15 protein-coding genes are annotated in these 11,620 nt (G+C 75.4%); 5 read left to right on the top strand and 10 right to left on the bottom strand.

The annotated features are described in order from the left end of the window. Positions 1-834: an alpha/beta fold hydrolase gene (locus ACFCZN_RS13860; protein WP_430557130.1), complete on the top strand. Its 834-nt coding sequence runs from the start codon at positions 1-3 to the stop codon at positions 832-834. Between the two features lie 6 nt (positions 835-840). On the opposite strand, the gene ACFCZN_RS13855 is transcribed toward ACFCZN_RS13860, so the two are convergent. Continuing rightward, positions 841-1,191, bottom strand: a complete 351-nt coding sequence (locus tag ACFCZN_RS13855) for a holo-ACP synthase (protein WP_429764727.1) — start codon at positions 1,189-1,191, stop codon at positions 841-843. A 67-nt stretch (positions 1,192-1,258) separates the two neighbouring features. On the opposite strand from ACFCZN_RS13855, the gene ACFCZN_RS13850 reads away from it, so the two are divergent. Then, a complete protein-coding gene (locus tag ACFCZN_RS13850) occupies positions 1,259-2,083 on the top strand; it encodes an alpha/beta fold hydrolase (RefSeq protein ID WP_430557129.1) in 825 nt (274 codons plus the stop codon). An 18-nt stretch (positions 2,084-2,101) separates the two neighbouring features. Here ACFCZN_RS13850 and ACFCZN_RS13845 read toward each other — a convergent pair whose 3' ends face one another. Both ACFCZN_RS13845 and ACFCZN_RS13840 read right to left on the bottom strand, forming a co-directional pair. Continuing rightward, a complete protein-coding gene (locus tag ACFCZN_RS13845; protein ID WP_430557128.1) occupies positions 2,102-2,449 on the bottom strand; it encodes a pyrophosphatase in 348 nt (115 codons plus the stop codon). A gap of 32 nt (positions 2,450-2,481) precedes the next feature. Next, positions 2,482-3,042, bottom strand: coding sequence for a 2'-5' RNA ligase family protein (locus ACFCZN_RS13840; RefSeq protein ID WP_430557127.1), 561 nt, complete (start codon positions 3,040-3,042; stop codon positions 2,482-2,484). Positions 3,043-3,253: 211 nt separating this feature from the next. Here ACFCZN_RS13840 and coaA point away from each other — a divergent pair, with 211 nt between their 5' ends. Further along, positions 3,254-4,201, top strand: a complete 948-nt coding sequence (gene coaA / locus ACFCZN_RS13835; RefSeq protein WP_429765189.1) for a type I pantothenate kinase — start codon at positions 3,254-3,256, stop codon at positions 4,199-4,201. 7 nt (positions 4,202-4,208) lie between these two features. On the opposite strand, the gene ACFCZN_RS13830 is transcribed toward coaA, so the two are convergent. The 5 genes from ACFCZN_RS13830 to rplM all read right to left on the bottom strand — a co-directional run bounded on the left by ACFCZN_RS13830 (position 4,209) and on the right by rplM (position 8,248). After that, positions 4,209-4,895, bottom strand: coding sequence for a DedA family protein (locus ACFCZN_RS13830; RefSeq protein WP_429764733.1), 687 nt, complete (start codon positions 4,893-4,895; stop codon positions 4,209-4,211). Positions 4,896-5,039: 144 nt separating this feature from the next. Beyond that, on the bottom strand, positions 5,040-5,735 hold the full coding sequence (locus ACFCZN_RS13825; protein WP_430557126.1) for a peptide deformylase: 696 nt from the start codon (positions 5,733-5,735) through the stop codon (positions 5,040-5,042). After that, positions 5,732-7,096: a phosphoglucosamine mutase gene (gene glmM / locus ACFCZN_RS13820; RefSeq protein ID WP_429765190.1), complete on the bottom strand. Its 1,365-nt coding sequence runs from the start codon at positions 7,094-7,096 to the stop codon at positions 5,732-5,734. The genes ACFCZN_RS13825 and glmM overlap by 4 nt, the downstream gene beginning before the upstream one ends. Positions 7,097-7,277: 181 nt before the next feature. Beyond that, positions 7,278-7,766 carry a 30S ribosomal protein S9 gene (gene rpsI / locus ACFCZN_RS13815; protein ID WP_430557125.1) on the bottom strand — a complete coding sequence of 163 codons (489 nt, stop codon included), beginning with the start codon at positions 7,764-7,766 and terminating at the stop codon, positions 7,278-7,280. A 32-nt stretch (positions 7,767-7,798) separates the two neighbouring features. Continuing rightward, positions 7,799-8,248: a 50S ribosomal protein L13 gene (gene rplM, locus ACFCZN_RS13810; protein ID WP_429764738.1), complete on the bottom strand. Its 450-nt coding sequence runs from the start codon at positions 8,246-8,248 to the stop codon at positions 7,799-7,801. Positions 8,249-8,536: 288 nt separating this feature from the next. On the opposite strand from rplM, the gene ACFCZN_RS13805 reads away from it, so the two are divergent. Further along, positions 8,537-8,950, top strand: coding sequence for a DUF5709 domain-containing protein (locus tag ACFCZN_RS13805; protein WP_429764740.1), 414 nt, complete (start codon positions 8,537-8,539; stop codon positions 8,948-8,950). Between the two features lie 31 nt (positions 8,951-8,981). On the opposite strand, the gene truA is transcribed toward ACFCZN_RS13805, so the two are convergent. Further along, positions 8,982-9,884 (bottom strand): tRNA pseudouridine(38-40) synthase TruA, encoded by a 903-nt coding sequence (gene truA / locus ACFCZN_RS13800; RefSeq protein WP_429764742.1) that lies wholly within the window; start codon positions 9,882-9,884, stop codon positions 8,982-8,984. A 27-nt stretch (positions 9,885-9,911) separates the two neighbouring features. On the opposite strand from truA, the gene ACFCZN_RS13795 reads away from it, so the two are divergent. Continuing rightward, a complete protein-coding gene (locus ACFCZN_RS13795) occupies positions 9,912-10,745 on the top strand; it encodes an ROK family protein (RefSeq protein WP_430557124.1) in 834 nt (277 codons plus the stop codon). A gap of 3 nt (positions 10,746-10,748) precedes the next feature. Here the strand turns inward: ACFCZN_RS13795 and ACFCZN_RS13790 are convergent, their stop codons facing one another. After that, entirely contained in the window at positions 10,749-11,540 is a 792-nt protein-coding gene (locus tag ACFCZN_RS13790; RefSeq protein WP_430557123.1) for an alpha/beta fold hydrolase, read from the bottom strand. Positions 11,541-11,620 lie beyond the last annotated feature (80 nt).

Below are 11,620 nucleotides of genomic sequence, written 5' to 3'. Positions count from 1 at the left end.
ATGGGCTCGCGACACGAGCTGGGGCTCCCGGACGGACGACGTCTCGTCGTGCACGACGACGGCCCGCCGTCCGCCGACGCCGTCGTCTGGCACCACGGCTCGCCCCAGTCCGGCGAGCTGCTGCCCCCGGTCGTCGAGGCCGCCCGGGCGCGCGGGCTGCGGGTGGTCTCCGCGGCCCGCGCCGGGTACGGCGGGTCCACCCCTCGTCCCGGCCGCACCGTGGCGGACGCCGCGTCGGACGTGGCGCACGCCCTGGGTGCCCTCGGCGTGGCCCGGTGCCTCGCCGTCGGCGCCTCGGGCGGCGGCCCGCACGCCCTGGCCCTCGCCGCGCTCCGGCCCGACCTGGTGTCGGGCGCGGTGACCCTCGCGGGCGTCGCGCCCTACCCCGGCCAGGGTCACGACGACCTCTGGTTCGCCGGGATGGCCGACGACGGCGGCCTGCGCTCGGCTCTCGACGGCCCGTCAGCCCGCCAGCGGCACGCCGAGACCGCGGAGTTCGACGGGTCGAGCTTCACGGCCGACGACTACGCGACGCTCGCGGGGTCGTGGGCGTCGCTCGGCGCCGACGCCTCGCGGTCCGGCGAGACGTGGCCCGGCGGGCAGGTCGACGACGACCTCGCCTTCGTGCGGCCGTGGGGCGTCGAGCTGGGCGACGTCGCGACCCCGACCCTGGTCGTGCAGGGCGGCGCCGACCGCGTCGTGCCGCGACACCACGCCGACCTGCTGGTGGACGCCCTGCCCGCCGCGGAGCTGTGGCTGCGCCCGCGCGACGGCCACGTCAGCGTGCTCACCGCGCTCCCGGTCGCGCTCGACTGGTGGCGGTCCGCCGCCTGACCGTCGTCAGCCCTCCGCGACCACCATGGCGGAGGCGATGCCTGCGTCGTGCGAGATGGACAGGTGCCAGGCCTTGACGCCCAGCTCGTCGGCGCGGGCCTGGACCGTGCCGCGCAGCTCGACCTCGGGCGGACCGCCGACGGTGCGGTGCACGGTCGCGTCGTGCCAGTGCATGTTCCCGGGGGCGCCCAGCGCCTTGGCGATGGCCTCCTTGGCCGCGAAGCGCGCCGCGAGGGACGACGCCGGCAGGTCCCGCTCGGCCTCGGTGAAGAGCTTCTCGCGCAGGCGCGGCACCCGCTCCACCGTCGCCATGAACCGGGCGACGTCCACCACGTCGATGCCCACGCCGATGATCATGGCCCTCAGCCTAGGTCCGTCGACCGTCAGGTCGGTGGTGTCGGTGCCGTGACCTAGCGTGCGCGCCATGCCCGACCACCTCGCAGCGCCGCTCCATCACGTCGAACGCGGCGCTCCGGCGGCACCCGGGACCCCCACGATGGTGCTGCTGCACGGGTTCCCCGTGGACCACCGCCTGATGCTGACGCCCTTCGAGGCCGCCCTCGCCGACCGCCCGGGCTGGCGGCGGGTCTACCTGGACCTCCCGGGGATGGGCGCGAGCGCGCCGTCGGGCGTGGCGAGCACGGACGACGTGCTCGCGGTCGTGCGGGAGGCGATCGACCGGCTCGTGCCCGGGCCGTACGTCCTCGTGGGCGAGTCGTTCGGGGGCTACCTCGCGCGCGGGCTGGTCGCCGCGGAACCGGGGCGCGTCCACGGGCTCGCCCTCCTGTGCCCCCTGATCGTCCCGGAGCACGACCGGCGCGACGTCCCGCCGCACCAGGTGCTGGTCCGGGACGACGCGCTGCTGCGGGAGGTCGGAGCGGCGGCCCTGGACGCCGACGACGTCGGCGTCGTGCAGACGCCCGAGACGTGGCGGCGCACCGAGGCCGAGGTGACGCCAGGGCTCGACGCCGCGGACCCGGCGACGGTGGCGCGGGTCGGCGAGCGCTACGCCGGCACCTTTGCGGTCGAGCCGCGGCCCTACGACGGCCCCACGCTGTTCCTCACCGGCCGCCAGGACTCCTCGACCGGCTACCGCGACGCCTGGCGGGTCCTCGAGCACTACCCGCGCGCGACGTTCGCCGTACTGGACCGCGCCGGCCACAACTTGCAGATCGAGCAGCCCGCGCTGTTCGACGCCCTCGTGGGCGAGTGGCTCGACCGGGTCGAGGAGGCGGCGTCGGGCGACTAGGACGGCGAGGGGCCGGCCTCAGCCCTCCGGGCGGACCCCGGCCTCGTCCGCCGGCTCCACGAGGTGTCGCCACCGGAACCACTTGCGCTCGATCTCCGCCTCGAGGTCGACGTCGAACCGTCGGGCGACGAGCAGCAGCTGCGCGAGCACGTCCGCGAGCTCGGCGCGGAACGCGGCGTCCACCTCGCCGTCGCCCTCGCCCCGGTCGCGCGACCGCCCCGACCGGGCGAGGTACGCCTGGGTGAGCTCCCCGACCTCCTCGTGCAGCTTGAGCACCAGCCAGTCTTCCGTGCGCGCGACGCCGAACCGCCGCTCGTACACCCTCGAGATGATCTCGACCTCGTCGCCCAGCTCCGTGAGTTCCACACGCCCACCCTAGGGACGACGACGGCGCGCGGTCAGGGCCCGGCGGCCCCCGGTGTGTCTGGAGACAGGGGGAAGTCCGCCCGCCGCCGCCAGCGCTCGCCGTCGAACACCAGCAGCGCGACCTCGCGCACCCTCGTCCGGACCGGCAGGCGGGGCGCCACCGCGGCCTCGGCGTCGTCGAGGGCCTCGGGCCCCTGCCCGTCCGCCACGGTGAGGTGCGGGACGACGTCGTCGAACGCCCCGCCGTACGGCGGCGCCTCGGGGAACCGCGCCGCCACCGCGGTCAGCAGGGCCCGCCACGACGCGTCCGGCGCCGGGACGAGGTACAGGACTCCGGGGAAGCGGCCGCACCCGGCGAACGTCGCGTCGAACGGGGCGTGGGCGCCGACGACGTCGCGCAGGGCGTCGAGCACGGCGGCGTCGACGGCCGCGACGGGCAGGAAGGGGAACAGGACGGTGACGTGCGCGGGCACGCCGTACGCGGCGGCCGTGTCGAGGTCGCTCCGCAGCACCCCGACGACGGGCTCGGCCTCGGGCACCACCACGACCAGCGCCGTCTGCCCCGCGGCGAACCGCTCGGACGCCTCGTTCATGGCCCGGTTCCCTCCCTGGGTACGCTGCCCGTTGGTGCCGCCCGTCGCCGTGGCGGACCCGCCGGCGAGCCTACCGACGCGCCGGTCCGCCGTCGCCCGAGTTGCGGGACGAACCGGGTGCTCGGGCAGAATCGTGCAGGTGGCACCGCAGTCCCCCGACATCGCACCGGGCACAGCCCCCGGCACGGCCCCCCAGCCCCTGGGTGAGCACCTGACCCGGCTCGCTCCGGCGTCCCCGTACGTCGACCTCGACCGCGCGGCGTGGAGCCGCCTGTCGGCGTCGACCCCGCTGCCGCTGACGGACGCCGACGTCGAGCGGCTGCGCGGCCTGGGCGACCCGATCGACCTCGCCGAGGTGGACGCCGTCTTCCGCCCGCTGTCACGACTGCTCAACCTGTACGTGGCCGCGAGCGCGGGCCTGCACCGCGCCACGTCGACGTTCCTGCACGAGGAGCCGCCGCGCACCCCGTACGTCATCGGCGTCGCGGGGTCCGTCGCGGTCGGCAAGTCGACGACGGCGCGCATCCTGCGCGAGATGATGGCGCGCTGGCCCGACACCCCGCACGTCGAGCTGATCACGACCGACGGCTTCCTGTACCCGAACGCCGAGCTGCAGCGCCGCGGGATCATGGACCGCAAGGGGTTCCCCGAGTCCTACGACCGGAGGGCCCTCATCCGCTTCCTGTCGCGCGTGAAGGCGGGGCAGGCCGAGGTGCGCGCCCCGGTGTACTCGCACGTCGTCTACGACATCGTGCCCGGCGAGGAGGTCGTGGTGCGCAAGCCGGACGTGCTCATCGTCGAGGGCCTCAACGTGCTGCAGCCCGCGCGCCCCTCCGCGATCGACGAGTCGACCGTGGCGGTGAGCGACTTCTTCGACTTCTCGATCTACGTCGACGCCCGCACGCGCAACATCCGGCAGTGGTACGTGGAGCGCTTCCTGCAGCTGCGCAGGACGGCGTTCAGCAGGCCGGAGTCGTACTTCCGGCGCTACGCGGACCTGTCCGACGCCGAGGCGACGGAGCGGGCGCTGTCCATCTGGGAGTCGATCAACGCGCCGAACCTGGAGCACAACGTGCTCCCCACCCGGGGGCGCGCCACCCTCGTGCTCACCAAGGGGTCGGACCACTCCGTGCAGCGGGTGCGGCTGCGCAAGCTCTGAGGCCCGGTCAGGCCGCCCTGCTCGTGGGCTCGGCGTCGGCCTCGTCGCCCTCGTCCTCGTCGGCCGGCACCGGCTCCGCCCTGGGCGGACCGGCGACGCGCTGCACCACCTGGTCGACCAGGACGCCGAGCAGGATGCCCGCGACCACGCCGACGGCCATGGCGAGCAGCGTGTTGTGCCCGAGCCAGGAGGCCGCGGCGAGGCCGATGAGCATCGAGTAGATGCCCCACGTCACGGCCGCGATGCCCGAGTAGAGCATGAACCGGTGGCGCGGGTACCCCACGGCGCCGGCGGTCATGTTGACCGCGACCCGCCCGATGGGCACGTACCGCGCGGCGAGGATGAACGACGCCCCGCGGTGCTCCAGGGCGTGCCGCGCCCACTCGACGGCCTTGCGGCCGCGGGCGGAGCGCAGGAACGCGAACCGCTCGGTGCCGACGGCGCGGCCGATCTGGTAGGCGATCTGGTCGCCCGTCCACGCCCCGGCGATGGCGAGGGCGAGGACGCCGGGCAGCCACGGCTCGCCCTCCGAGTGGGCCAGCACGGTGAGGGTGATGACCACGGACTCGCTGGGGATCGGGGGGAAGAACCCGTCGATCGTCGCGAAGACGTACATGGCCGGGTAGATCCACAGGGACGCGCCGAGGTCGAGGACCCAGCCCTCCAGCTGTGCCAGCATCGTCGACAGGTTCACCAGGTCGGTCCCTCGGTTCGTCGGCCGGGAGGTGGGCCTCCGGCGGTCGCACGACGCCGTGCGGCGTCACGGCACCAGCCTAGGCAGAACCAGGGCACCGGCTGCATGGGGAATTCCCCCGGTTCCACCCTGAGTGCCGAATGTTCACCCGAGGTCCACGAACCCCTGGTCCACGGGCCCCGGATCCACGACCTGGCCGTAGCGCAGGAGGTTCTCGTTCGAGGTGAGCGTCCGCAGCAGCGCGTGGTCGAGGTACAGCTCGCCCGCGAGGTGGTCCGTCTCGTGCTGGACGATCCGGGCGGGCCAGCCGGTGAGGACCTCGTCGATCGGCGCCCCGGTCTCGTCGCGGCCGGTGAGCCGGACGCGCCGGTGCCGCGCGACGACGGCCTGCCACCCGTGCATCGACAGGCAGCCCTCGTGGAACGCCGCCCGCTCCGGCTCTCCGTCCGGGCCGGGCAGCGGCTCGTACGCGGGGTCGAGCAGCACCCGGTACGGCAGCGGGGCCCGCTCCCGGGGGTCGTCGGCGCCGGCGCCGCCGTCCTCGACGACGGCGATCGCCAGCCCGATCCCGACCTGGGGCGCCGCGAGCCCTACGCCGGGCGCGGCGTGCATGGTGCGGCGCATCGCCTCGAGCAGCCGCGGCAGCGCGTCGCCGAGCTGTCCGGTGTAGGTCGCCGCGGGGGCGCGCAGCACCGGAGCCCCGGCCTGCACGATCGGCAGGATCCCGGTGCCCGGCCCGTCCGCCGCCGCGTCCGCCCGGTCCAGCAGGTCGACGGCGGCGGCCCGCAGGGCCTCGTCCACGCCGGCCGCCGGGCGCTCGGCCGGCGCGCCCTCGGTCACAGCGCCAGCCGGTCGCGCACGACGGCGGCGAGCGTGTCCGCCACGCCGTCGGCCTGCGTCTGGGTCGCCGCCTCGACCATGACCCGCACGAGGGGCTCGGTGCCCGACGGTCGGAGCAGGACGCGGCCCGTCTCCCCCAGGAGCGTCTCCGCGCTCTCGATCGCGGCGCGCACGCCCTCGTCGTCGGCCGCGCGGGCCTTGTCCACGCCCTTGACGTTGACGAGCGTCTGCGGCAGGCGCGGGACGTCGGCGGCGAGGTCGGCCAGGCGCCGCCCGCTCGCCTTCACGCGCGCGGCGAGGTGCAGCGCGGTGAGGACGCCGTCGCCGGTCGTGGCGTGGTCGGCCAGGATGATGTGGCCGGACTGCTCGCCCCCGAGCCCGTAGCCGTGCGCCCGCATCTCCTCGAGCACGTACCGGTCGCCCACGCCCGTCTGGATCGTGGTGATGCCCGCCTCGCGCATCGCGAGCAGGAGGCCGAGGTTGCTCATCACGGTGACGACCAGGGTGTCCGACGGCAGCCGGCCCTCGTCCTTGAGCCCGCGGGCGAGGATCCCGAGGATCTGGTCGCCGTCCACCAGCACTCCCCCGTGGTCGACGGCGAGGCAGCGGTCCGCGTCGCCGTCGAACGCGACGCCGAAGTCGGCCTCCGCGGCCACGACGACGGCCTGCAGCTGCTCCGGGTGGGTGGAGCCGGCCTTCTCGTTGATGTTGCGACCGTCGGGGCTCGCGTTGATGACGACGACGTCGGCCCCCGCCTCGCGCAGCGCCTCTGGGCCGACCTGGCTCGCGGCGCCGTTGGCGGCGTCGACGGCGATGCGCAGGCCCTCCAGCGGGCGGACGTCCGCCGTCGTGCCGATGCTCGCCACGAGGTGCTCCACGTACTGCTGGGCGGCGATGCCGTTGTCGGAGCGCATGCGCCCGACGTCGGCGCCGATCGGCCGCTCCCAGTCCTGGCCGAGGCGCGCCTCGATCTGGTCCTCGACGTGGTCCGCCAGCTTGAAGCCGCCGCGCGCGAAGAACTTGATGCCGTTGTCCGGCATCGCGTTGTGGGACGCGGAGATCATCACGCCGAGGTCCATGTCCATCGCCCCCACGAGGTGGGCGAGCGCCGGGGTGGGCAGCACGCCCAGGTTGACGACGTCCACGCCGGAGCTGGCGAGGCCGGCGCCGACCGCGGCGGACAGGAACTCCCCGGACGCGCGCGGGTCGCGCCCGACGACGGCGCGCGGGCGGTGCCCGGCGAAGTCGCCCGACGTGCCGAGCACGTGGGCCGCCGCGCTGCCGAGCCCGAGGGCCAGGTCCGCGGTGACGTCCCGGTTGGCCAGCCCACGGACCCCGTCGGTGCCGAACAGTCGCACGATGTCTCCTCCTCCGGGCGCGGCGGTGGATCCGCACGCACACCCCGCGACGCCCCAGCGGACGCCGCACCGATCGTAGCCGGACGTGCGGACGGCCCCGCCGGAAGAGTTCCGACGGGGCCGTCCGTAGCGCTGACGCTCCTGTCGACGCCCGAGGGCAGTGCCCGCGGGAAGGAGCGCTCGATCAGCGCTTCGAGTACTGCGGCGCCTTGCGCGCCTTCTTGAGACCGGCCTTCTTGGACTCGACCGCACGCGGGTCACGCGTGAGGTAGCCGGCCTTCTTCAGCGCGGGGCGGTTCGCCTCGGCGTCGATCACGTTGAGCGCGCGGGCGATGCCCAGGCGCACCGCGCCGGCCTGGCCCGAGGGGCCGCCGCCGGTGATGCGGACGATGACGTCGAAGCGGCCCTCGACCTCGACCAGCTTCAGCGGCGAGTTCACGAGCTGCTGGTGCACCTTGTTCGGGAAGTAGTCCTCGAGGATGCGACCGTTGATCTTCCACGTCCCGGTGCCGGGGACGAGGCGCACGCGCGCCACGGCCTCCTTGCGGCGGCCGACGGCCGCGCCGGGAGCGGTGATGGACTGGCCGCCGTCCGCGACGGGCGCGGCGGACTCAGAGGTGTAGGTGCTGGGCGTGTTCTCGTCCAGCTCGGTGTCGACGGTGGTCTCGGCCACTGTGAATCCTTCGCTTTGCATCCGGCAGCGGCTCAGGCCTGCTGCGAAACCTGGGTGATCTCGAACTGCTTGGGCTGCTGCGCCGCGTGCGGGTGCTCCGCGCCGCGGTAGACCTTCAGCTTGCCCAGCTGGTCGCGACCGAGGGACGTCTTGGGGAGCATGCCGCGCACGGCCTTCTCCACGGCCCGCTCGGGGTTCTTCTCGAGAAGCTCGCCGTAGTTGACCGAGCGGAGACCGCCCGGGTAGCCGGAGTGGCGGTAGGCCAGCTTGGTCTCCCGCTTGTTGCCGCTCAGGGCGACCTTGTCCGCGTTGATGACGATGACGAAGTCACCGCCGTCGACGTGCGGGGCGAAGGTCGGCTTGTGCTTCCCGCGCAGGAGGGTGGCGACCTGGCTCGCCAGGCGGCCGAGGACGACGTCGGTCGCGTCGACGACGTACCAGTCGCGCTGGACGTCGCCGGGCTTGGGGGTGTAAGTACGCACGGTTGCGTCACCTTTTCATGTTCGGTGTCGTCGGGCGAGAAGCGGCGCCCGATGAGTCAGGTGTTGTGCGCGGGTGCTCCGGTGGCGTCCTGGCCGGGGCATCGTCGGTGCGAGTGGGCGCGCTGACGACGCGGGACGCCGGAGGCATAGCACAACGACGAGCCAGTTTAGCCGTCGCCGGGTGCGGGGGTCAAAGCGACACCCGTCACGCCCGCGCCGGGGACGGGCACCGGGTCGCGCCGGCCGCCCCTCGTTGCAGCGCCACCGCCGCGGGTGCACCGTGGTGACATGACCCAGGAGACACCCGGCACCACCCCGGACCCCGAGACCGGAGCCGAGGGCGACGAGGACCAGCTCCCCCAGGAGGACACGCTCCTCGACCCCGAGCTCGACGACGTCCTCGACGAGGGCTACTCCCCCCTGGAACGGTCGCGCTCGAACCACTGGGGCGAGACGGCGTGGGAGGAGTCCGCCGGCGAGCCCCTGGACCGGCGCCTCGCCGAGGAGCAGCCGGACGTGTGGGAGCGCGACCCGCTGGACCGCCCGGACACCACCCGCGCAGGCCGGCTCGCGGAGGATCCCTTCGCCGACCCCGGGGAGGACGGCGACCGCGAGAACGACGTCTACGGCGAGGACGCGGGGATCGACGGCGCGGGCGCCAGCGCCGAGGAGGCCGCCGTGCACTGGGTCGAGGAGCCGTAGCGCCGAAGGGCCGTGGCCGGACCCCGCGGGCTCAGCCGGCGTCGACCTCGCCCGGGTCCCGCCGCGCGCGGACGCGCTCGGCGCGCGCGGCGAGCGCGTCGTCGTCCGGGTAGGCGACGGCCTCGAGGGTCAGCCCTCGTGCGGCGACGACGCCGGCCGCCGCCGAGCGGGACCGGCCCGCCAGCACCGCGGCGGGCTCGTCCGGGCCCCGGCGCCCCTCCCCCACGGCCAGCGACATGCCGACCAGCGCGCGCACCATCGAGTGGCAGAACGCGTCGGCCTGCACGGTCGCGACGACGAGCCCGGCGTCGGGCCCGTCCGCGGGGCGGTCCCACGACAGGTGGGTGAGCTCGCGGATGGTCGTGGCGCCCTCGCGGGGCTTGCAGAAGGCGGCGAAGTCGTGCAGCCCGACGAGCGGCTGCATCGCCCGGTGCATCGCCTCGACGTCGAGCCGGCGGCGGTGCCAGAGCACCCAGTCCCGGCGCAGGGGGTCGCGCAGGTCCGGACGGTCGGCCACCCGGTAGGCGTAGCGCCGGTGCAGCGCGGAGAACCGCGCGTCGAACCCTTCGGGAGCCTCGGCAGCCCGGTGCACGACGACGTCGGGCGGCAGCACGCCGGCCAACCGGTCGGCGAGCGCGACGCCGGGCTCCCGGTCGGAACGGCCGGGCATCTCCTCCCAGCGCTCGCGCGCCATGTCGACGTGCGCGACCTGGCCGCGCGCGTGCACCCCCGCGTCGGTGCGACCGGCCACCGTCAGCCGCGGCCGGGGCAGGCCGCGCGGCTCCGTGCGGAGGATGGTCGCGAGGGCGTCCTCCAGCACCCCCTGCACGGTGCGCAGCCGCGGCTGGGTGGCCCAGCCCGCGAAGTGGGTGCCGTCGTAGGCGAGGTCGAGCCGGACCCGGAGGGTGTCGGCGGGAGGTGTCGGCGTGCTCACCGACCCATTGTGGCCGGATGATGTCCCGTGATGGTCGACCCAGGCGCCTCGGCGCGCACCCCCGCTCCCCGCCCCGACGACGGCACCTCCCGGGCGCCGGCGCCCTCCGACGTGCTCACCCTCGCCGTCGACTGCGGCGGCGGAGGCATCAAGGCGGCGGTCCTCGACTCCGCGGGCACCGCGCACGCGTCGCCGGTGCGGGTCCCCACCCCCTACCCGCTGCCCCCGCAGATGCTGCTGGACACCGTGGCCGGCATCGCGGACCGCCTCCCCGCCGCGCACCGCGTGACGCTCGGGATGCCCGGCATGATCCGCCACGGCGTGGTCGTCCACACCCCGCACTACGTCACACGCTCGGGTCCCCGCTCGCGGGTGCTGCCGGAGCTCGTGGAGGCGTGGGCCAGCTTCGACGTCCGCGGCGCGCTCGCCCGCCGGCTCGGCGTCCCCGCCCTCGTGCTGAACGACGCCGAGGTGCACGGCGCGGGCGTCGTGGCGGGCTCCGGCGTCGAGCTGGTGCTCACCCTCGGCACCGGGCTGGGGTCCGCGCTGTTCGACGGCGGCCTGCTCGCGCCGCACCTGGAGTGGTCGCACGCCCCCGTGCGGCGCGGCGCGACGTACGACCAGTACGTCGGAGAGCCGGAACGCCGCCGCCTGGGCGACGGGCTGTGGTCGCGGCGGGTCGTCGCGACCGTCGACGGGCTGCGTCCGGTGTTCCGCTGGGACCGCCTGTACCTGGGCGGCGGCAACTCCCGCCGCATCACGCCCGCCGCCCTCGACCGGCTGGGCGACGACGTCGTCGTCGTGCCCAACTCCGCCGCGCTGGTCGGCGGCGCGCGGGCGTGGGACCTGACGCTGCCCTGACCGTCACCGGTGGGCGGGTGACGCCCCGACGGCTGCCTCCTCGGACGTGACGACGGTCTCGGCCTCGAGGAGCGCACGCGTGAAGGCGACCGGGGCGTCGAGGCTGACGAGGTGCCGGGCGTGCGGCACGACGACGAGCCGGGCGGTCGCCCCGCCGGCCCGGGCCGCGGCGACGAACGCGCGCTCCTGGGCCCGGAAGTGGTCGTAGCGCCCGTTGACGAACCACACGGGGCTGCGCGCGGCCGCGAGGGCGCCGAGGGTGTCGGTCGGTCCGAGCTCCCGCAGCACCTCGGCCATGGCGGTGAGCGCGTAGCCGCCGGCCCCCAGGTCCCCCGCGCCTTCTGCGTCGAGGGCGAGACGGACGACCGCGTCGTTCAGGCGGGCGCCGTGGTCGGGCCAGCCCTCGATCCACCGGGCGAGCGACAGCCACGCCGGCCGCAGCGACGACGAGGACTCCGTGCAGCAGGACGCCGCGACGAGCCCCGCGCTCTGCTCGGGGTGGCGCGCGCGGTGCTCGATGGCGACGTAGCCCCCGAGCGACAGGCCCGCGACGAGGGCCCGCCCCCCGAGCCCCTCCACGGCGTCGTGCACGGCGTCCACCGCGCCGTCGAGCGTGAACGGCTCGCCCCGTCGCGCACCGTGGCCCGGCAGGTCGGTCGCGACGGCGGGGACCCCGGCGCGCCCCAGCGCCTCGAGCTGGCGCCGCCACATGGTCGCCGACGTGCGGGAGCCGTGCACGAGCACGACCGGCACGGGGGCCCGGGGTCGGGGCGGCGCGTCGGAGCGGGCGGCCATGCTCCCCAGCCTAGGAACGACGAGGCCCCGCGCCACCTCGGGAGGTGGCACGGGGCCTCGTCGTGGTCGCGGGGGACGCG

Source organism: Isoptericola sp. NPDC056134, from assembly GCF_042264825.1.
Taxonomy (GTDB): domain Bacteria; phylum Actinomycetota; class Actinomycetes; order Actinomycetales; family Cellulomonadaceae; genus Isoptericola; species Isoptericola nanjingensis.
Note: the sequence above shows the minus strand (reverse complement) of the source record. Positions and strands in the feature narration are given on the sequence as shown.